Origin of the sequence: Bacillus sp. NEAU-CP5, from assembly GCF_026420705.1 — a bacterium.
GTDB lineage: Bacteria > Bacillota > Bacilli > Bacillales > Bacillaceae > Bacillus > Bacillus velezensis.
Window position 1 is genome coordinate 827,742 of the sequence record NZ_JAPMOV010000001.1, and the last position, 18,643, is coordinate 846,384.

General features: G+C 46.8%; 21 protein-coding genes and 1 riboswitch. Of the genes, 7 read left to right on the forward strand and 14 right to left on the reverse strand.

The features are described 5' to 3' along the window. Positions 1-3: 3 nt before the first annotated feature. The 7 genes from thiF to OTK50_RS03575 all read right to left on the reverse strand — a co-directional run bounded on the left by thiF (position 4) and on the right by OTK50_RS03575 (position 6,467). A complete protein-coding gene (thiF, locus tag OTK50_RS03545; protein ID WP_266121830.1) occupies positions 4-1,014 on the reverse strand; it encodes a thiazole biosynthesis adenylyltransferase ThiF in 1,011 nt (336 codons plus the stop codon). After that, complete coding sequence (gene thiG, locus OTK50_RS03550; RefSeq protein ID WP_007610655.1) at positions 1,011-1,781, reverse strand: thiazole synthase; 771 nt, start codon at positions 1,779-1,781, stop codon at positions 1,011-1,013. Before thiG ends, thiF begins: the two co-directional genes overlap by 4 nt. Beyond that, positions 1,778-1,981: a sulfur carrier protein ThiS gene (thiS, locus tag OTK50_RS03555; protein WP_003155008.1), complete on the reverse strand. Its 204-nt coding sequence runs from the start codon at positions 1,979-1,981 to the stop codon at positions 1,778-1,780. The genes thiG and thiS overlap by 4 nt, the downstream gene beginning before the upstream one ends. Then, a complete protein-coding gene (gene thiO / locus OTK50_RS03560; protein WP_224224182.1) occupies positions 1,978-3,087 on the reverse strand; it encodes a glycine oxidase ThiO in 1,110 nt (369 codons plus the stop codon). Before thiO ends, thiS begins: the two co-directional genes overlap by 4 nt. Continuing rightward, positions 3,071-3,688: a thiazole tautomerase TenI gene (gene tenI, locus OTK50_RS03565; RefSeq protein ID WP_012117296.1), complete on the reverse strand. Its 618-nt coding sequence runs from the start codon at positions 3,686-3,688 to the stop codon at positions 3,071-3,073. The genes thiO and tenI overlap by 17 nt, the downstream gene beginning before the upstream one ends. Then, a complete protein-coding gene (gene tenA, locus OTK50_RS03570) occupies positions 3,666-4,373 on the reverse strand; it encodes a thiaminase II (RefSeq protein ID WP_224224348.1) in 708 nt (235 codons plus the stop codon). Before tenA ends, tenI begins: the two co-directional genes overlap by 23 nt. Positions 4,374-4,460: 87 nt before the next feature. After that, a riboswitch (TPP riboswitch) is annotated at positions 4,461-4,569 on the reverse strand. 53 nt (positions 4,570-4,622) lie between these two features. Next, positions 4,623-6,467 (reverse strand): monovalent cation:proton antiporter family protein, encoded by a 1,845-nt coding sequence (locus tag OTK50_RS03575; RefSeq protein ID WP_007610641.1) that lies wholly within the window; start codon positions 6,465-6,467, stop codon positions 4,623-4,625. A 228-nt stretch (positions 6,468-6,695) separates the two neighbouring features. Here OTK50_RS03575 and prpE point away from each other — a divergent pair, with 228 nt between their 5' ends. Beyond that, positions 6,696-7,445 (forward strand): bis(5'-nucleosyl)-tetraphosphatase PrpE, encoded by a 750-nt coding sequence (gene prpE / locus OTK50_RS03580; protein ID WP_007409101.1) that lies wholly within the window; start codon positions 6,696-6,698, stop codon positions 7,443-7,445. Between the two features lie 33 nt (positions 7,446-7,478). Here prpE and OTK50_RS03585 read toward each other — a convergent pair whose 3' ends face one another. From OTK50_RS03585 to OTK50_RS03600, 4 genes are read right to left on the reverse strand one after another with little or no spacing between them, the layout of a single operon-like run. Then, complete coding sequence (locus OTK50_RS03585) at positions 7,479-8,372, reverse strand: RluA family pseudouridine synthase (protein ID WP_038457642.1); 894 nt, start codon at positions 8,370-8,372, stop codon at positions 7,479-7,481. Positions 8,373-8,386: 14 nt separating this feature from the next. Next, on the reverse strand, positions 8,387-9,187 hold the full coding sequence (locus OTK50_RS03590; RefSeq protein WP_003155018.1) for an NAD kinase: 801 nt from the start codon (positions 9,185-9,187) through the stop codon (positions 8,387-8,389). A 17-nt stretch (positions 9,188-9,204) separates the two neighbouring features. Continuing rightward, positions 9,205-9,840 (reverse strand): GTP pyrophosphokinase, encoded by a 636-nt coding sequence (locus OTK50_RS03595; RefSeq protein ID WP_224224180.1) that lies wholly within the window; start codon positions 9,838-9,840, stop codon positions 9,205-9,207. 27 nt (positions 9,841-9,867) lie between these two features. Next, on the reverse strand, positions 9,868-10,233 hold the full coding sequence (locus OTK50_RS03600) for a hypothetical protein (protein ID WP_224224179.1): 366 nt from the start codon (positions 10,231-10,233) through the stop codon (positions 9,868-9,870). A 124-nt stretch (positions 10,234-10,357) separates the two neighbouring features. Here OTK50_RS03600 and OTK50_RS03605 point away from each other — a divergent pair, with 124 nt between their 5' ends. The 5 genes from OTK50_RS03605 to OTK50_RS03625 all read left to right on the forward strand — a co-directional run bounded on the left by OTK50_RS03605 (position 10,358) and on the right by OTK50_RS03625 (position 13,599). Further along, positions 10,358-10,930: a CYTH domain-containing protein gene (locus tag OTK50_RS03605; RefSeq protein ID WP_021494986.1), complete on the forward strand. Its 573-nt coding sequence runs from the start codon at positions 10,358-10,360 to the stop codon at positions 10,928-10,930. A 4-nt stretch (positions 10,931-10,934) separates the two neighbouring features. After that, a complete protein-coding gene (locus OTK50_RS03610) occupies positions 10,935-11,621 on the forward strand; it encodes a lytic transglycosylase domain-containing protein (protein ID WP_224224178.1) in 687 nt (228 codons plus the stop codon). Positions 11,622-11,848: 227 nt separating this feature from the next. Beyond that, positions 11,849-12,247: a thiol management oxidoreductase gene (locus tag OTK50_RS03615; protein ID WP_221664036.1), complete on the forward strand. Its 399-nt coding sequence runs from the start codon at positions 11,849-11,851 to the stop codon at positions 12,245-12,247. Then, complete coding sequence (gene spxH, locus OTK50_RS03620) at positions 12,244-13,146, forward strand: protease adaptor protein SpxH (protein ID WP_003155024.1); 903 nt, start codon at positions 12,244-12,246, stop codon at positions 13,144-13,146. The genes OTK50_RS03615 and spxH overlap by 4 nt, the downstream gene beginning before the upstream one ends. Before the next feature lie 285 nt (positions 13,147-13,431). Then, the gene (locus tag OTK50_RS03625) at positions 13,432-13,599 is read left to right on the forward strand and encodes a hypothetical protein (protein ID WP_003155026.1); all 168 of its coding nucleotides are present in this window, start codon (positions 13,432-13,434) and stop codon (positions 13,597-13,599) included. A 37-nt stretch (positions 13,600-13,636) separates the two neighbouring features. Here the strand turns inward: OTK50_RS03625 and pepF are convergent, their stop codons facing one another. The 3 genes from pepF to mecA all read right to left on the reverse strand — a co-directional run bounded on the left by pepF (position 13,637) and on the right by mecA (position 17,661). Continuing rightward, on the reverse strand, positions 13,637-15,466 hold the full coding sequence (pepF, locus tag OTK50_RS03630; RefSeq protein ID WP_130571257.1) for an oligoendopeptidase F: 1,830 nt from the start codon (positions 15,464-15,466) through the stop codon (positions 13,637-13,639). 227 nt (positions 15,467-15,693) lie between these two features. Next, on the reverse strand, positions 15,694-16,854 hold the full coding sequence (locus OTK50_RS03635; protein ID WP_224224177.1) for a competence protein CoiA family protein: 1,161 nt from the start codon (positions 16,852-16,854) through the stop codon (positions 15,694-15,696). A gap of 150 nt (positions 16,855-17,004) precedes the next feature. After that, positions 17,005-17,661, reverse strand: coding sequence for an adaptor protein MecA (mecA, locus tag OTK50_RS03640; RefSeq protein WP_003155032.1), 657 nt, complete (start codon positions 17,659-17,661; stop codon positions 17,005-17,007). Between the two features lie 275 nt (positions 17,662-17,936). Between mecA and OTK50_RS03645 the strand changes: the two genes are divergently transcribed. Continuing rightward, positions 17,937-18,593 (forward strand): TerC family protein, encoded by a 657-nt coding sequence (locus OTK50_RS03645; RefSeq protein WP_007610610.1) that lies wholly within the window; start codon positions 17,937-17,939, stop codon positions 18,591-18,593. The last annotated feature ends 50 nt before the right edge of the window (positions 18,594-18,643 follow it).

An 18,643-nucleotide genomic window follows, 5' to 3' on the forward strand; every position in this document is an offset into this window, starting at 1 on the left:
GCATTATCCGATCCATTTATGATAAAAGGATTTCGCTCTGCTGATATCACTTGTGCCGTGTATTAATGCTCTGCCGTCACGAAACAGTACCATCTTGAAATTGTCTGTGCAAAACGAAATTAAATACGGGTTGGCTGAAACATCAAGCCCTGTCCGTCTGAGCTGTCCCGCAAGTTTTTGCAGATCAAACTGTTCGGAGATCCCCGTTCTGATCTGCACCGTGTTCCGCCCGCACAGAACCGCCGCTTTTGTCTGATTTTCATAGGATAAAAACGGAAAATCGTTTGTGCCGCAGCTTGGGCAATCAGCCGACTTAAGACTGCCGACGTTTATTTCTGACCGTTCATTTTTCCATAAATCAAAGGAACGGAGAACATGCTCGATAGATCCGCCCGTTAACAGCTTCAGCGCATCTGCTGCCTGAAAAACGGCCGTCTGCAATACAGCCGGGCTGATGATTCCCGCCGTATCGCATGTCATACCGCCTAAAGGCAATGTTTCAAGCAGACAGTGAAGGCACGGCGTGACACCGGGAATGACGGTAAAAGAGAGCCCGTAGCTGCCGACACAGGCGCCGTACAGAAAGGGAATTCCTTTCTGCACAGCCGCATCATTCACAATCAGCCTCGTTTCAAAGTTGTCGGCGGCATCCACGATGAGGGAGGCGCCACGAATCAATCCGGGTGCGTTTTCCGCAGTGACATCCATGACAAATCCCTCGACCTCTACATCACTATTTATAGATCGAAGCCGTTTTTCAGCCGCCGCGGCTTTCGGCATTTCCTGTCTGACATCGTCTTCGGTATAAAGCTGCTGGCGCTGGAGATTACTCCACTCCACATAATCTCTGTCAGCGATCGTTACCTTCCCGACCCCTGCTCTGACAAGCATCTCCGCACTTGCCGTCCCAAGCGCACCCGCGCCGATAATCACGGCATGAGACGACCGGAGCTTCTCTTGACCGGAGGGACCGATCGGCTGAAACAGCTCCTGTCTGGAATATCTGTCCGTCATACCGGAAGACCGTCTCGCGGACTGCTTGCAGTTCCGTAATCTTTCACCGGAATTCTCCCGGCTTCATAAGAAAGGCGGCCCGCTTCTACGGCAAGCTTCATCGCCCTGGCCATTTTGACCGGATCATCAGCGCCTGACACAGCGGTATTTAACAGCACACCGTCAGCCCCGAGCTCCATCGCGTAGGCGGCGTCTTTTGAAGATCCGACGCCGGCATCGACAATGACCGGCACCTTCGCCTGTTCAATGATAAAGGAAAGATTCAGCGGATTTAAAATTCCCTGACCGGAACCGATCGGCGAAGCGCCCGGCATAATGGCATGCACTCCGAGCTCCTCAAGACGTCTTGCGAGCACGACATCGTCTGACGTATACGGAAGCACGATAAATCCCTCTTCGAGCAGCTGTTCTGATGCTTTCAGCGTTTCAACCGGATCAGGCAAAAGTGACCGGCTGCATCCGATGACTTCTACTTTTATCATGTCACAAAGCCCTGAAGCTTTGGCAAGCCTTGCGATTCGGACCGCCTCTTCAGCCGTTGCGGCTCCGGCCGTATTCGGCAGAAGCGTGTATTTAGACAAATCAAGCTGTTCGAGAAAGTTAGGCTGAGACTCTTCAAAGATGTTCATCCGCCGCACCGCAAAGGTTAAAATATCTGATTCCGAGACAGCCACCGCCTCTTTCTGAATCTCAAAACTCGGATATTTTCCCGTTCCTAACAGCAATCTTGACTGAAACTGTTTTCCGCCTATTGTTAACATCCTCATCCGCCTCCTACAAAATGGACAATTTCTATGACATCGCGGTCACACAAACTCGTATTTTCATAATTCTTTTTTTCAATAATTTCTTTATTTCTCTCCACAACTACGATTCTTTGATCAAGCTGGTACGATTCAAGCAAATCCTGAACCGTCCCCTCTTTTCGATTCCAATCAATTTGTTTTCCGTTCAGCTGAAGGATCATATATGAACAGCCTCCTTGCGATCAATTCGAAACGCTTCTTCCCATTCCTGTTTAATCTGTCTTTCCATGATCATATCCCGCACCATTTCAGCCGTTGCCGGCGCCAACAGGATGCCGTTCCGAAAATGGCCGGCGGCGAAGATGATGCCGCTGTCTTCAGGATGCCGCCCGATAAACGGCTTTCCGTCTCTTGTTCCCGGCCTGAGCCCCGCCCAAAACCGGTCTATTTTCATATGTTCGATGGCGGGAAGCATGGTTTTCGCTTTTGCAATGACGGCCTCAATTCCTCCGATGTCAGGCGTATCGCTCCAGTCGCCCTGTTTCATCGTAGCGCCGATGACTAGCCGGCCGCTTTTTCTCGGGACGACATAACAATGATCATGGTAAAGGGTTTTGATCAGCGGGGTATCGTCATTCCACACGGAAAGGCATTCTCCTTTCACAGGAAAAAAAGGCTGTCCCAAGCCGAGCTGGCTGAAAAACCGGCCGCTCCATACACCGCTTGCAACTGCGACTTTGTCAGCATAAACATCCCCGCCGGACGTTGTGATGCAGTATTCTCCGTTCACCCGTTTTACGGAGGTGACTTGTGTGTGCTCATATATGTCAGCGCCATAGCGACGCGCCCCTTTTGCATACGCTTTGCAAACATAGTACGGTTCGACATGGACATCGTCTTTTATAAAACTTGCGCCGAGAATGTCTTTTGAAGCGTAAGGCTCTTTTTCAAGGGCATCTTCCGCTGAAAGCCAAGTGACGGAAGGCAGATCATCCATCTTCCGTAGACGGGCGATATCTTCTTCGGTATACGCCAGTTTAAGCATTCCGCCGTTATGGCGCCTGATGTCAATGCCGCAAGCTTCCTCAAGCTCTTGCCCCGCCGCTTCATACAGCCTTTGACTGTGCATGGCAAAATCAAAAAACGCATCCCGGTTTTCACATTCCGCATGAGCGCCCAGCATTCCGGCGGCAGCGCTTGTCGTTTTTCGGCCGACTTCTCCGGCTTCAAACAAGACAACGTTCTGCTGCGTCTTCGCCAGCTCATAAGAAATGGCGCATCCGATAATTCCGCCGCCGATCACCGCTGTATCATAGTGCTTCTTCATAATCGGCCTCCCTTACCGCGCGTGCATACCGTTTTGCCGCCTCCTCAGGATTTTCAGCTGAGAAAATACCTGACATGACGGCAATTCCGTCCGGTTTCGCCTGCTTTGTGTGTCCGATCGTCTGCAGTGTCATTCCGCCGATTGCGATGACGGGGATGGAAAGCGTGCGTTTGATCTCTGAAAGCAGGCTGATGCCTCTTGCTTCAAGTCCCTGTTTACATTCGGTTTCAAATACATGGCCGAACACCACATAATCCGCATCTTCCTTTTCAGCTTGGATGGCTTCTTTCAGCGAATGAACCGAACGTCCGATATGAAGATGGGGAAATCTGCTTCGCACCTGCTTTACGGAAAAGCTGCGGGACGGAAGCTGAACACGGTGTATATTGGCAAAAAGCGCGATATCCGCCCTGTCATTGATGATCAATTTGTCCTTATCCGCACCGCCCTTTTTCAAAAGGGACAAAAGCTGCATGATTTCTCCCGCTGTTTTATCCCGCTCACGGATATGGATAAAGCTTACTTCGCGCTGAATCGAAAGAATATCCTCGGCCAGCTCGGCAACGGGTTTGCGATTATCAGTTACCGCGTGCAGCTCCAAAAGATTCCACCTCTTTTCCGCCCTTCTCGGACCAGCCTTCTTTTTGATAGGCCATTCCCCAAAATTGATATTCATAATAGCTTGAAATCACAAAATTCTCTTTCATTTTCGCGCGGATGTCCTCTGTGCTGTTTTCAGCAATCTCATCAAAACGGCTGATCTGTTCTTCGACCTGCTGTCTGAACCAGTCTCCGCCGTATGTACCGATCCATTTTTCATAAATCGGATGCTCCGGTTTGCACTCTTTTAAGTGTTCGCCGACTTCATAATAAAGCCAATAACAGGGCAGAAGCGCAGCTAATATTTCTCCAAAATTGCCGCTCATCACCGATCTGTACATATGAGACGTATAAGAATAGGCGGTCGGTGCCGGTTTAAATGCCGCACGCTCTTCTTCCGTAATCCCTAAAAGCTCCGTAAACTCGCGGTGCAGCGCCATTTCCGCTTCATATGTCCCTTGAGCGTGGCCCGCCATCCTGCCCGTCGTAAACAAGTCTTCGGCATATGCGGCGCCGAACGCCTGAACTTTTGCAAAATGCGTCAAATAGTAGGAATCTTGCAACACGTAATAGCTGAAACGGTCTATCGGCAGGCTTCCGTCACCGATTCCCGTTACAAACGGATGAACAAAACTTCCGTCCCACCATTCGGCAGCCGCCAGTCTGCATTCTTTAGAAAATGTCATCATGTCTTCCCCCCTGTTAAAATAAAAAAACCACTTTCCCGCATCGGAAAAGTGGTTTGGAATTTAAATGGATAAAAGGAACCCCAAAAAAATACCGCTCCACTTCCCTACGCAGGTCTGAACCTGTTCAAGTTATGAGGGTCTAAAAGTCTCACTTTTATCTCAGCCCTTATGAAGGACACCCCTAGTGGTCATACGATTAATGATTTATTTGTTATGCCTTCTATATTATCACGAATTGCAATTTGGTCAAGCTTCAAGAATTTTTCTCAGTTCCGACACGTAGTTGCGCGAGCCCGTGACGATGAGACGGTCTCCTGTTTTCAGCCGCGTGTCTCCGTGCGGAACGATGCTGTCCACACCTCTGAATATCCGGACGAAAATCACATCGCCCATCAGCGGAAATTCCCGCAGAATGATGCCGTTATACGCCGGATTTTCCAGATTGATCTGATATAGCGAAGACTCCTCATTCGTCAGGAGGCTCATCACGCCCGGCGCCTCAATTAATGCGCGCAAGAGCGTCTTTGTAGACAGAAGGATAGAAAAAATACTGATGCCCTCTTCTTTCAGTTTTGTTTCATGCTCAACCGAGCCGACGCTTGCGATGATACGCTCAGTCCCTTTCTCTTTCGCTATTAAGGCGATTTCAGCGTTCACATCTTCATTTCCCGTCGCCACGACAAGAATATCCGTTTTGAAAATACCGTGCGACTCAAGCGTGCCGGGCTCGTAATCAGAAATCGTGTCAACCGAAAAAACGGATTCCGCAAGCGTTTCCCCGGCATTTTCCTGATACACATGGACGACCCGTACTTCATATTCCTCCTCAGGCAATTCCAGCGTAACCGGAAGCGTCATTTGGTTGGCGCCGATAAATGTAATGCGCTTTTTTTCCTGCGGCGCACTTTGCCGTTTGTATAATTTCTTAAAGCCGATCGGCGTGATGATGCTGGCAATAACCGCAACTAAAGTCAGCGCGCCGGACATATTGGCGCTGATAATGTGGAGCCTTTCTCCGATCGTAGCCGCCGCGATAACAAGCGACAGCGTGGACGTCAGCAAAAAGCCCGAAGCAAACACGGTTCTTTTGTCATACCATTTCTTTAAATAAAACACCGGGAACATTTTGCTGATAAACAGCGCAAGCAGAAGCAGCGGAATCATCGTTAATGTTTTCGGATCTTGGAAAAGCGTCCAAATGTCCAATTTCACCCCGACCATGACGAAAAAGATCGGAATTAAAAACCCGTAGCCGAATGAATCCAGCTGTTCCACCATTTCTTTATTCGGAGACAGAAGCGATACCAGAACGCCTGCCAAAAACGCGCCGAGAATATTTTCCGCCCCGAGAGATTCCGATAAAGCGACAAGCACGATAATCAGTGTGAAAATGGCTCTCGTGCCGATCTGCACGGTGCCTTTGGACATCGACTGCACAAATGAACGGTGTTTAAAGATCCTGCCGAAGAAATACAACACGACCCCCGCGGCAAAGAGAATCAACAGAAGCCACATATTTCCGCTGTCTTCTCCGTAAAGAGAAGAGAAAAAAGCGAGCAGAATCATCGTAGCCAAGTCCGCGATAACGGCGACAAGCAGGATGATCTGGCCGATATTGGAGTTCATGATCCGTTCTTCCTTTAAAGTCGGGACCACCACACCGAGTGATATCGTCGAAATAATAAGCGTCATTAAAAATGCGTTTTGAATAAAACCGGCTAATACAAAGGCATAGGACAGCAGCAATGATAAAATAAAGATGCCGAAAAAGATAATCAGTGCGGCTGAAAACGTGTTGGGCGCTTCCTTGCCATTCGGAAGGAATTGTTTTTTCTTCCCTTTCTCAAATGAAGAAAAATCAATTTCCAAGCCGCTTAAAAACATTAAAAAGATAAAGCCGAGAACAGACAGCGTCTCCAGCCACGTATCTCCCTGAACGACAAGATTCAGGCCGCTTTTTCCGATAATAAGCCCCATGATGATCTCCGCGACGACGACGGGGATGCTGAGCTTAAACCGATGTAAAAGGAGCGGCGTCAAAAAAGCGACGATCAGAACGACGACTAAAGATGCGACTGATGTGTGTTCCATTCGTAAATACCTCCTTAAAACAAGGGTTATAAAAGCCCGCTTAAAGCGGGCGAAACCTTACTTTTTTTTAAAAACATAACGCATATTCTAACAAGGCTGAACGCGAAAAAAAAGTGATAAGGCTTTATTTCTTTAATTCTTTTTTTAATTTGTGCAAAAACAGCGTAATTAGGTATAGGAATTAGCCCCATAATAAATAAAAAACCGTTAATAAGGAGGCTGACACGAATGGCTTATGACATCATCAGCGATATACACGGATGTTATGACGAAATGATCGCGTTAATGCAAAAGCTCGGATATGAAGTCAAAGACGGAACGCCCGTTCATTCTGAAGGCAGGACGCTTGTCTTTGCGGGGGATTTAACGGACAGAGGCCCAAAATCCGTAGAAGTGATGCGTTTTGTGGCAAAAGCATATGAAAAAGGAGCCGTCCGTTATGTCCCGGGAAATCATTGCAACAAACTGTATCGTTACTTAAAAGGAAACCCCGTAAAAGTGATGCACGGACTGGAAACGACGGCAGCCGAACTGAAAGAGCTGTCTCCCGCCGACAGAACGGAAGTCTCCAGACAATTTATCCGATTATATGAGTCAGCGCCGCTTTATGACATTTTACATAATGGCGATCTCGTTGTCGCCCACGCCGGCATAAAAGCTGACGATATCGGTAAATACTCGCGTAAGGTAAAAGAATTTGTTCTGTACGGCGATATCACGGGTGAAACGTATCCCGACGGCAGGCCCGTCAGAAGAGACTGGGCCGCCGCTTACGAAGGCAAGGCATGGATTGTTTACGGCCATACCCCGGTAAAACGCCCCCGGATCGTCAACCGTACGATCAACATTGATACAGGATGCGTCTTCGGGAATCAACTGACAGGCTTTCGTTTTCCGGAGCATGAAACCGTCTCTGTGGAAAGCTCAATGCCCTATGATGCTTCACGATTTCGCGAGGATCACGGCAGGCAGGCATGAAAAAAAGCCCGAAACCGGTAAACGGTTCGGGCTTTACATGTGTTCAATTAATGTTTTCATATCGTCAGGCACCGGAGCGTGAAAAACGAGCGTTTCTCCGGTCATGGGGTGTACGAATGAAAGCCGCTCACTGTGAAGAGCCTGCCGCGCAATTCCCTCATTTTTTCCGCCGTACAGTGTATCACCGACTAAAGGATGGCCGAGGTAGCTCATGTGCACCCGGATTTGATGCGTCCGCCCCGTTTCCAGCCGCAGGGCTGCAAGCGTAAACGCATGTCCCGCTTTTTCCGTTTGAAAATGCGTCACCGCTCGTTGTCCCTCCGGCGTTACCATCCGCTCAATAATACTGTCGTGTTTTCTTCCGATGGGCGCGTCCACCGTTCCTTCCTTCTGCAGCATGATCCCGTGTACGACAGCGAGATACCGCCTGCTGACAAGCCCCTTCTTCTGCGCTGCCGACAAAAGAGAATGGGAAAGCCGATGTTTGGCGATGAGCATCGCCCCCGATGTATCCCTGTCAAGGCGGGTGACAAGATGAACCGTTGATTGCACGCCGCTTTTTCGGTAGTGGCTGATCACTCCGTTAGCGATGCTTTCCGACGGGTGTTCTCTTGATGGAATTGAGGAGACATACGGCTGTTTATTGACCACAAGCACATGGTCATCTTCATAAAGAATATCAAGCGGAACCGGCTCAGGCAAAAGCGTTTCACTCACATGCTCCTTCGGAAATTCAATCTTAAGCACATCTCCGTCCGTTAACACGGTGCGGACGGTTACATGCTCTCCGTTCACAAGCAGGTCTCCCCCGCCGAATTTAATGTCAGCGAGAAGCCGCTTTGAAATGCCGAGCTGCGCCGTATATTCTTTTACCGTCATGCCAGCTTCCCGGGCAGTCATGTTCTTTTGGATAAAAAAGTTGTCCAATCCGTTTCCTCTTTCTATTCGCCTTTTCCGATAAAGGAATCCTGCACCCTTTTCCAAAACGGAAAAGGACGGAATCTTGCAAATCTGACTTTTTCATTTGCCACACGGCATAGAATGGACTTCACATCCTTATGCAGCAAGGTTAAATGGTCAATTGTGACTTGAAAGTCGACGTCGTTTCTCGGTTTGATGACACAGTTATGATGATCGGGAAGCAAAAGCGGCGAGCCGACAGTCCTGAACACTCTGTTGTTGATGGAGGCCATTTCCGCAAGCTGAATCGCTCTGATGGAAGGGTGGATGATTGCGCCGCCTAACGCCTTATTATAAGCCGTGCTTCCGGAAGGCGTGGACAGACATAAACCGTCTCCCCTGAACGTTTCAAACAGCTGGCCTTTAATTTCCACGTCAGCGACGAGACTGCCTTCTATGCTTTTGATCGTACATTCGTTCAAAGCCAGATACCGCTCCTCACGCTCTTCATCATGATAAGTGACAATCACCTCAAGAAGGGGATACTCCACGGTATGATACGGCGTTTTGGCAATGGCCAGAACGAGCTTTTCTATCTCCTGCGGAACCCAATCGGCATAAAAACCCAAATGCCCCGTGTGAACTCCGACAAACGCCGTTTTATCGAGACGGTCGCTGTACCTGTGAAATGCGTAAAGAAGCGTTCCGTCACCGCCGACGGAAATAACGATTTCCGGCTCTTTTTCATCCAAGGTCATATCAAAATCGAGTAAATACGCCTGTATTTTGCTTTTCAGTGTATCTGAAACCTCGTCTCCTTTTGAAGAAACGGCAAATTTCATGCCATTCCCCTCCTTTCCTACTGGTGGTCTCCCGCTTTTTTCTTTCGCGAGAACGCGGCTTGAGCTTCCTGGATTTCTCCGCGGATTTCTGACATTTCTTCATCGAGCCGTGATGCGGCTTCTGAGGCCCGCTGCAGCCTCAGCTTTACTTTTTCGGGAATGTTCCCGCTGTATTTGTAATTCAGTGAATGCTCAATGGTTGCCCAAAAGTTCATGGCAAGCGTCCGAATCTGTATTTCCACAAGAACGTGCTTTTCTCCGGACGTTGTTTGTAAAGGATATAAAACGACAAGGTGGTAAGACCGATATCCGCTTTCCTTATGCTCTGCTATGTAATCCCGCTTATCGACAACGGTAAAATCTTTTCTGGCAAACAGCATATTTTTGACGATCTGGATATCATCGACAAATTGGCACATAATACGCAGCCCCGCGATATCCTGCATCGTTTCAATCTGATGAAGCGGTATGCTTTTTCGTCTCGCTTTTTCAAGTATGCTCGCCACCGGCTTCACGCGGCCTGTCACAAACTCAATCGGTGAGTGGTCATCTTCATACTCATAAAGGGTTCTGACGCCTTTCAGCTTCACCTTTAATTCTTCAACAGCCTGGCGGTATGGCGCTAGAAGTTGCTCCCATTGTTTGTCATCCATCGTACATCCCCCAATTCCGAACCTGTTCTAAAGAAATACGCTTTTCACTTTTTCTTCCATATCTCCGTAGTTTGCATTATCTTTAATATTTTCAAGAAGATAATCGAGTTCTTCATGCAGCCCTGAAAGTTCAACCATTTTTCCGCCGGCCTCAAGGACCGCCGGTTTTCTTTGGTCTAAGGCTTTTTTCAGATCCGGCCAGATATGTTCTTTTATAATGACATATTCAAAAGAGTCAGCTGATTCAAGTATGTATACAAAAGCAAAGTGATCGGAATCAACAAGCATTTGACCTGAGGCTTTGCATTCCGCTCCGCTTAAGTCCTCTCCGCACTTCAAGCGGAGCGCGTCTTCTGTTAATGATGCATTTTGGATTTCAATTCTCTTTTGCATAATGTTCTCCTTTTTTAACAAAGTACAGCATTTATTTTATCATATCAAGGTCGATATTGATAAACGTAACCTCTAAAGAGATAATGGGAATTATACAATTTTTCGTCCTGAAAGGAAGACTGTCATGACCCAAGAAATAGAAATTGAATTCAAAAACCTGCTGACAAAATCAGAATTTCTGAAGCTGAGTGAAGCACTCTGCATGAAAGAACATGATTTTAAACAGCAGGTCAATCATTATTTCGACACGAAAGATTTTTCCCTGAAACAAAAAAAATCAGCACTCCGCATCCGAGAAAAAGACGGCGCGTTCGTTCTGACGTTAAAAGAGCCTGCCGCGGTCGGTCTGCTGGAAACCCACCAAGAGCTTGCGGCACCTGATCTTGACGTCTTCAAGATTCCGGAAGGCCCCGTCAAACGTCAGCTGGAAGGTCTCGGAATCAACTCAGAACACATTTGCTATTTCGGGACGCTGTCGACCGCACGCGCGGAAAAAGAATCAGAAAAAGGCTTAATCATTTTAGATCACAGCCGATATTTAGAGAAAGAAGACTTTGAATTGGAATTCGAGGCTGCTGACTGGGATGAAGGAAAACGGGCGTTTGAACAATTGCTCAAGCAATTCGGCATCCCAGAGCGGATCACGAAAAATAAAATCCAGCGTTTTTATGAACAGAAACAAAAAAAGGTGGAATGACACAGTGAATATAACGAATTGGGCGGCCCTTCTCCAGCTGCAATCAATGGCGCTGCAATCAATCTCTCATACAAGCACGGCTTCAGGCGGACAATCTTCAGAAAGCCCGCTTGCCAATTTCATCGCGCTTCTCAGCCAGTATACGGACACAGCCGTCCGGCAGCAGCCGGAATCAGGAATTTTAAACGGTGTGCGGACCGCTCACGCTTCATATTCACCGAGAATTCCCGTTTCATCGGGCTCCGCGGCTGCTTCACAGACCGCTTCCCCGGGCATAAAGTCTCGGGATGCGGCTTCTGATATCAGCACCGGAAACTTTTCAATAGACAGCGCCATTCAGAAAGCGGCCGAAAAATACGGAGTGGACGAAAAGCTGATCCGCGCGGTTATTAAACAGGAATCAGGCTTTAATCCGAAAGCGGTCAGCGGTGCGGGGGCAATGGGACTGATGCAGCTCATGCCTTCCACGGCAGAATCACTCGGGGTGTCAAACCCGCTTGATCCCGTCCAGAACGCTGAGGGCGGCACAAAGTACTTAAAGCAGATGCTCACGAAATACGACGGAAATGTATCTCTGGCGTTAGCCGCCTACAACGCAGGCCCCGGCAACGTAGATCGGTACGGAGGCATTCCGCCGTTTAAGGAAACACAGCAATATGTTAAAAACATAACCAAACAGTATTACGCGTAAACCAGAGAGGCTTCCTTCGCCCTCTGGTTTTTTTGCGGAGTGAAATCTTACACATGAATGAAGGCATGTGATATGATATGAAATACAAGCGCCTGACAGAAAGGCACTTTGTTTGTAGAAATAAAATGTTATTGCTAAAATATACAGTAACTGAAGATAGTAAAACTGAAAGATAAATTCGCAATGGGAATTATGATTCCTATTAGCCATATAAAGGAGTAGTCAACATGGGACAATCGTTTAACGCACCATATGAAGCGATTGGAGAGGAACTTCTATCGCAACTTGTTGATACTTTTTATGAGCGTGTCTCGTCTCATTCCTTGCTGAAGCCGATATTTCCAAGTGATTTGACTGAAACGGCCAGAAAACAAAAGCAATTTTTAACCCAGTATTTGGGCGGACCTCCTCTTTATACTGAAGAGCACGGACATCCCATGCTCAGGGCAAGGCATCTCCCCTTTCCGATTACGGACGAGAGGGCTGATGCGTGGCTAAGCTGTATGAGCAAAGCGATGGATGATGTCGGGCTGGAGGGCGATATTCGTGAATTTCTGTACGGGCGTCTGGAACTAACGGCCAGGCATATGGTAAACCAGTCAGAAGCGGAGGATCGATCATATTGACGAATTATCAGCATGAGCAATACTTCGCCCATTGCCACGGACATCCAAAAAAACCGCTCGAAATTTACATGTTTGTCGACCCTTTATGTCCTGAATGCTGGTCGCTGGAGCCCGCCATAAAAAAATTAAAAATCAAATACGGACGTTTTTTTACGCTGCGGATCATTGTTTCCGCGAGTATTACATCGCTGAATAAGCAAAAGCGGAAAAAACACCTTCTTGCCGAAGCTTGGGAAAAAATTGCGAACCGTTCCGGGATGCCCTGTGACGGAAGCCTTTGGCTTGAGCAGGATCAGCCTCTTTCATCGCCCTACCTTGCCGCACTCGCTTTAAAAGCGGCCGAACTGCAGGGAAGAAAAGCGGGCATTCTGTTTCTCCGCAGCATGCAGGAAAGCCTGTTTGTTTCCAAGCAGAATATTACGGATGAAGACGTTCTTTTAGAAATTGCCGAAAAGACGAAATTGGATGTTGAAGAATTCAAGCGTGACCTCCATTCGCAAAGCGCGGTAAAAGCGCTTCAGTGCGATATGAAAATCGCGGCGGAAATGGACGTCACCGTCAACCCGACATTGACGTTCTTTAACAGCCTGCATGATGATGAAGGGCTGAAGGTTCCCGGCAACTATTCTTATGACGTATACGAAGAGATCTTATTCGAAATGCTCGGGGATGAACCGAAGCCTTCTGAAACGCCGCCTTTGGAATGTTTCATTGAATATTTCCGGTTTGTCGCATCGAAAGAAATCGCACTCGTTTATGATTTGAGCCTAGAAGAAGTTGAAAAAGAAATGAAAAAACTGGCATTCGCCAAAAAGGTCGCCAGAGTGGAAGCAAAACACGGTCTGTTTTGGAAGTCTCTGGCCGGCACCCAGGAGGATGTCACCTGTTGTGATCATTAAAAAAAGCTGATTCCTTACGGAGCCGGCTTTTTTTGTGCAAATAAAGAAACCGCGCCGGGATAAGCGCGGTTTCATATGTCTTAACGACAACAAAGGGGATGGGAGAAATTTTTCACGGTCAAACAAAGGGGTAATGTTTGTTTGTGATCAATTTCACATCCTTATCATATCAAATCTTGTCGAGTTTTGACAAGCCATAAGATTAATGTTCATATTTTTGTCACAAAACATAACTGACTGCTTGTTTTCATAGAATATATCAATGAAAAACAAGGAGGGAAATCAATGCTCCGCACCGTATTGATCATCGGAATGATTGTGTTTTTCTTCTTTTTAAATCTGCTGGCCATGATGCACATGCTGCCGATTTACATTACATCTCCCCTGCTGTTTCTGTCCATATTGTTTGCCTTGTACCGGCTGAATCACAGAAAAACGTTTAAAGGGTTTTAGAAAAAGCCTGCGCAACTTATGCACAGGCTTTTTTAAATTACGAAGGGTTCACTTTCGAAAGAAGCTCTTCCATTTCGTTCAGCTTCTCTTCAAACATTTTGCAGGCCGCCTCGATCGGTTCAGGCGATGTCATATCGACTCCCGCTTTTTTCAGTATGTCGATCGGATATTCCGAACTTCCCGCTTTTAAGAATTCGGTATAGCGCTCCACCGCAGGCTTGCCTTCTTTTAAGATCTGGCTGCTCAGCGCTTGGGCCGCACTGTAGCCTGTCGCATATTGATACACATAATAATTGTAATAGAAATGCGGAATTCTTGACCATTCCAGACTGATTTCTTTATCAATCACCATGTTGTCACCGAAATACTTTTTATTCAGATCATAATAAAGTTCGTTCAGCAGTTCAGGCGTCAGCGGCTCGCCTTCCTGCGCTTTCGTATGAATCAGATGCTCAAATTCAGCGAACATCGTCTGTCTGAACACTGTGCCTCTGAATCCTTCAAGCATGTGGTTGAGCAGGTACAGACGCTGTTTTTCATCCTTTAAGCTGTTCAGCATATATTCACCGAGCAGCGCTTCATTAGTCGTTGAAGCGACTTCAGCGACAAAAATGCTGTAGTTACCGTACGGATACGGCTGATATTTTCTCGTATAGTAGCTGTGCACGGAATGGCCGAACTCGTGAACGAGCGTAAACAGATTATTGACATTATCATGCCAGTTCATCAAGATGTACGGATTCGTGCCGTATGTACCGGACGAATAAGCACCGCTGCGTTTTCCTTTGTTTTCGTATACATCGACCCAGCGGTTTTCAAGTCCTTCTTTTAAAATAGACGCGTATTCCTCGCCCAGCGGAGCAAGTCCTTTGAGCATATAATCTTTCGCTTCCTCATATGTGACCTTCATTCCCGAATCTTTTACAAGCGGTGTGTAAAGGTCATAAATATGGACTTCATCAAGGCCGAGAACCTTTTTCCGCAGGTCAATGTAACGGTGTAATAACGGAAGATGTTTATTGATCGTTTTAATAAGGTTATCGTAAACTTCTTCAGGGATGCTGTTATTGGATAAAGCCGCTTCCCGTGCCGATTTATACTTTTTCACACGGGCGTAAAAATTATCTTTTTTCACAGTGCCGCTGAGTGTAGTCGCCATCGTGTTTTTATACTGTCCGTATGTTTTATATACGGCTTCAAATGCGTTTTTACGGACTTCACGATTGCTGCTTTCCAGGAAATTAATAAAGTTGCCGTGTGTGATTTGAGTTTCCTTGCCGTTTTCATCTTTAATCGACGGAAACGTAATATCGGCGTTATTTAAAACGCTGAATGTATTGGAAGGCGACGACAGCGCTTCAGAGGCTTCCGCAAGCAGGGCCTCTTCTTGTTCGCTCAGCACGTGCGGACGCTGTTTTGTAATTTCTTCAATTGCATGGGAGTAAAGCTTAAGCTCCTCTTTTTCCAGAATAAACTGGTGCAGCTTGTCCTCCTGAATCGCCAGAATTTCCGGTTCAATGTAAGCAGTCGCGCTGGCAGCCTGAGAATACAGGCTTGCGGCTTTATCGTTCAGCCCTTGGTAGAAAGAATTTCCCGTATCCTGGTCTGAGCGCATATGCGCGTATGCATAAAGTTTCCCAAGGCGGTTCGTCACTTCATCCTGTGCCGTAAGCGCAGCGTATAAATTATCAGCCGAATGAGCAAGCGTGCCTTTAAAAGAAGATAAATTCGGGATTAATTCTTTAACTGCTTGAAATTCTTTATTCCAGGCCTCATCACTAGGAAAAATATCCTCTAGTCTCCATGTATGCTCTGCCTTTACTTTACTTCTGTCAGGCAGCTGTGCTGCTTTATTTTCCTCAGTCATGGTGATCCCCCTCGTTTTCTTTACTTCAAGCCAATTGAAAAAACGATTGTTTCTCCAAAAACTTGTGTTGTGATTATCTTCCGGCTTTTCACTGCCTTTTGTCAAATCATATGCGGCATATAAGACCGAGCATACCAATAATACAGTGAAAAAACGAAAACAAAATGCTTGTACGCCCCTCACATTCGCCACCACCTTGACGTTAGGGTGAACGAAATGAAGCATTCTCATTCCCCAAAAAAGAGCAGATCCCGCCGGCGCAGCTCTTCTGCCGTTTGAGGGAGCTTCCGTTGAGATGAGGGCATATATACTTCATTCTCAATTTCCCTTAAAAAATCCTGCAAGCATAAGAAATCAGCATATTGTTTTACCGCCATTCTGATAAGGCTATCTTGTGAACCATACCGCATCCGGATTTCCTTATGCCTGATTTTTTGCCGTAAATCATGAACAATGCCGGATAATCGGATCGGTGCGCCTTTTTTAGAAAGTTCCGCAAGCCGTAAGTATAAATGGCCCTGCCACACAAAAACGGGACTTGTAAACACAAAGCCCGCTGAAACGGGAATAAACACTTCGGATGGGAGAAATGGAAATGCAACCTGATGTCTTTCGTAAAAAAGACGCCGGATAAGATCGGCATCTTCTGATAAAAACCGCCCGCTTTTGTTGCGGAAGCCGGCTACGGCACGTCCCCACGAGGGAAGTCTGACGCTGTGCCGCCCTTCCGGATGACAAATGTCTTTCAGGTTTGCTTTGTGAAGAGGGATTGTGGTTAAGCCGGCATAAGAATAGCCGGTGTAAAACGGAGTGATGGAATGCAGCCTGTAAAAGGAGCGGGCGTCGGGGCAGTAAAACAGTAAGGAGGAAAATGAATTGGCTTCAAAGAACTGCCAGTGAAAAGCAGAAAGCCGGAAAAATTGCGCGGCCATCCGTTTTAACCGTTTTGCCCCGATGATCCAGACCGGCCGGTACCCGGCGTTTTTCAGGCCTGCCGTCCGGCTCTTTAAAGAGTCCGCCGAAAGGTTCGCACATTGAAATTCAAAAGCCAGCCTCTCGTCTCCGCTTTCTGCCGTCAAGTCAGGCCGCTGTCCCGCGGAAGTCAGATACGGTTCCAGGCTGACACTGCACCCTTGTGTCTTTAGCCAGAGAAAAAGCTGTCTTTTTCCTTCAAGATGGTATTCGCTTTCAGGTTCGGATTCCCCGGGACACAGCCTGCTTTTTTTATGAGCGAAGTGCGGCAGTTTCTCCCGTCCCAGTTTGATATCAAGCTCACTTTTGCAAACGGGGCAGAACCAGCGTTTCTTTCTCAGCTCCGCCGCTTTTTCCTTTGAATAGCTTCCGGCCAGCTGAATGAGCCGTCCATCGGCAGTCACAGCACTGAACATGTTGCATCTTCTCCTTTCCTGAATCTTGTTGTATTCAGCAGGAAGAAGATATAATCCTGTTTGCGGATGAGAGCCATTATACGGTTTTCAGCCGTTCATCCTGTCATTCAGAACAAAAAAAACCGATTTCTGCTGAGAGAAATCGGTTTGTTATGATGCAAAGTGTTTTTTTATTGTATATAACGCATGATCAGCGATCACCAATTTGCCGTATTCTTCAAGACGGTGAATGCTGACTGATGATTCGTGCGCGTACTCCAACAGGATGCTTAGCTGATTTTCAACCTCTTCATCAGTTTGCTCATAAAAATCTGCATATAAATAATATCGGTCTTCAAACGAATACAGGGTCGTTTTAATTCCGTTAAGATTCAATTTTGATAGCGAGATGAGATCCTCAAAATCATCGAACCGCAAAGTGAACTGAAGCTTTTGCTCCTTATCTTCCCGGCTCTCGGCCTGCTCTTCTTTCTGGAAATCATCAAGTAAAGCATCGAGATTTTCATCTGCCGGCTCTTGTTTTTTATCTTCCGGGATCGGCAGTTCGAGTTTTTGTCCGTCCTTGGAAAGCTGGGCTTTTGTTACGATTATTTCCAGTCCTTTGTCCAATGCCTGAACCTGAATCCAAAGAGGACCCTCGACAGCGAATTCCTCTTCATCATGCACTTCATCCATGACTTCCCAGAACAGTTCTTCACTGCGCTCGCGATTGTACCAGATTTCTTCTCTGTCAAAACCGCGATCTTCAATATCACCATAAGACATATAAAATTTTACAGTATGCTCATTAATTCTTTCTATTTCCATTTTGCCAACCTTCCCTTCTTTATAAGATGTTGAAGGGACATCTAAGCTCCCGATGAATAGTACTTTACTACACTTTACCCATTCCGTCCACATCTTAACCTTATAGAAGACAGCGCAAATTCTTTATATTTCTATTTTATGATAAAACAGTTATAAAAGAAATAAAAAAGCATTTTCACAGCGAAAAACAGGCTTTCTCCCGGTTCCCATCATAAATAGCGCACTGCTTCATATATTAGCTGTACAAGCAATCGATCTATAAGCGAGGTGTTACCATGCCGCACGATTACCTGCTGTCCCTTCTGCTTATTATCGGGATTGACCTTATTCTCGGCGGTGACAATGCCGTCGTCATCGCGATGGCCAGCCGGAATCTGGCCCATAAACAAAGACAGCAAGCGATCATCTTCGGAACGTTTATCGCAGTCGTCTTGAGAATCGTTCTGACGAGCGCTGCGGTCTATTTATTGAATGTTCCTTTTTTGCAATGCGCAGGCGGGGTATTTTTATTGTATCTCGGCTATCAGCTTCTGATTGAGAAGAAAGATGCGCAGCATGTGAAAAGCAGTTCTTCTCTTTGGAAAGCCATCCGCACAATCGTTCTGGCTGATATCTTTATGTCGCTTGACAATGTCATCGCAGTAGCCGGCGCTTCTCACGGTGAGCTGACACTTGTAGTGATCGGTCTCTTCATCTCGGTGCCGATTATCATTTGGGGCAGCAAGCTCGTTCATGCCGCCATGGAAAAAATGCCTTTATTGATGTATGCCGGGAGCGGTCTTCTCGCATTTACCGGCGGTGAAATGATTGCCAGAGACAGCAAGCTGTCATTTTTCATGGCTGAACACGGCATTATACAAATGATGCTGCCGATTTTGACCGTCGTATTTGTTATCCTCGCCAGTATGATTTACCAGCAGACTGAAAAATAAAAAAAGCCCAAACCGCGATGGTTTTGGGCTTTTTCCATGCTTATCGTAAG

Excerpts from the sequence above, each read along its gene's own strand:
- thiF (WP_266121830.1), bottom strand. The coding sequence starts at position 1,014 with ATGACGGACAGATATTCCAGACAGGAGCTGTTTCAGCCGATCGGTCCC.
- thiG (WP_007610655.1), bottom strand. The coding sequence starts at position 1,781 with ATGAGGATGTTAACAATAGGCGGAAAACAGTTTCAGTCAAGATTGCTG.
- thiS (WP_003155008.1), bottom strand. The coding sequence starts at position 1,981 with ATGATCCTTCAGCTGAACGGAAAACAAATTGATTGGAATCGAAAAGAG.
- thiO (WP_224224182.1), bottom strand. The coding sequence starts at position 3,087 with ATGAAGAAGCACTATGATACAGCGGTGATCGGCGGCGGAATTATCGGA.
- tenA (WP_224224348.1), bottom strand. The coding sequence starts at position 4,373 with ATGACATTTTCTAAAGAATGCAGACTGGCGGCTGCCGAATGGTGGGAC.
- OTK50_RS03575 (WP_007610641.1), bottom strand. The coding sequence starts at position 6,467 with ATGGAACACACATCAGTCGCATCTTTAGTCGTCGTTCTGATCGTCGCT.
- prpE (WP_007409101.1), top strand. The coding sequence starts at position 6,696 with ATGGCTTATGACATCATCAGCGATATACACGGATGTTATGACGAAATG.
- OTK50_RS03590 (WP_003155018.1), bottom strand. The coding sequence starts at position 9,187 with ATGAAATTTGCCGTTTCTTCAAAAGGAGACGAGGTTTCAGATACACTG.
- OTK50_RS03595 (WP_224224180.1), bottom strand. The coding sequence starts at position 9,840 with ATGGATGACAAACAATGGGAGCAACTTCTAGCGCCATACCGCCAGGCT.
- OTK50_RS03600 (WP_224224179.1), bottom strand. The coding sequence starts at position 10,233 with ATGCAAAAGAGAATTGAAATCCAAAATGCATCATTAACAGAAGACGCG.
- OTK50_RS03605 (WP_021494986.1), top strand. The coding sequence starts at position 10,358 with ATGACCCAAGAAATAGAAATTGAATTCAAAAACCTGCTGACAAAATCA.
- OTK50_RS03615 (WP_221664036.1), top strand. The coding sequence starts at position 11,849 with ATGGGACAATCGTTTAACGCACCATATGAAGCGATTGGAGAGGAACTT.
- OTK50_RS03625 (WP_003155026.1), top strand. The coding sequence starts at position 13,432 with ATGCTCCGCACCGTATTGATCATCGGAATGATTGTGTTTTTCTTCTTT.
- pepF (WP_130571257.1), bottom strand. The coding sequence starts at position 15,466 with ATGACTGAGGAAAATAAAGCAGCACAGCTGCCTGACAGAAGTAAAGTA.
- OTK50_RS03635 (WP_224224177.1), bottom strand. The coding sequence starts at position 16,854 with ATGTTCAGTGCTGTGACTGCCGATGGACGGCTCATTCAGCTGGCCGGA.
- mecA (WP_003155032.1), bottom strand. The coding sequence starts at position 17,661 with ATGGAAATAGAAAGAATTAATGAGCATACTGTAAAATTTTATATGTCT.
- OTK50_RS03645 (WP_007610610.1), top strand. The coding sequence starts at position 17,937 with ATGCCGCACGATTACCTGCTGTCCCTTCTGCTTATTATCGGGATTGAC.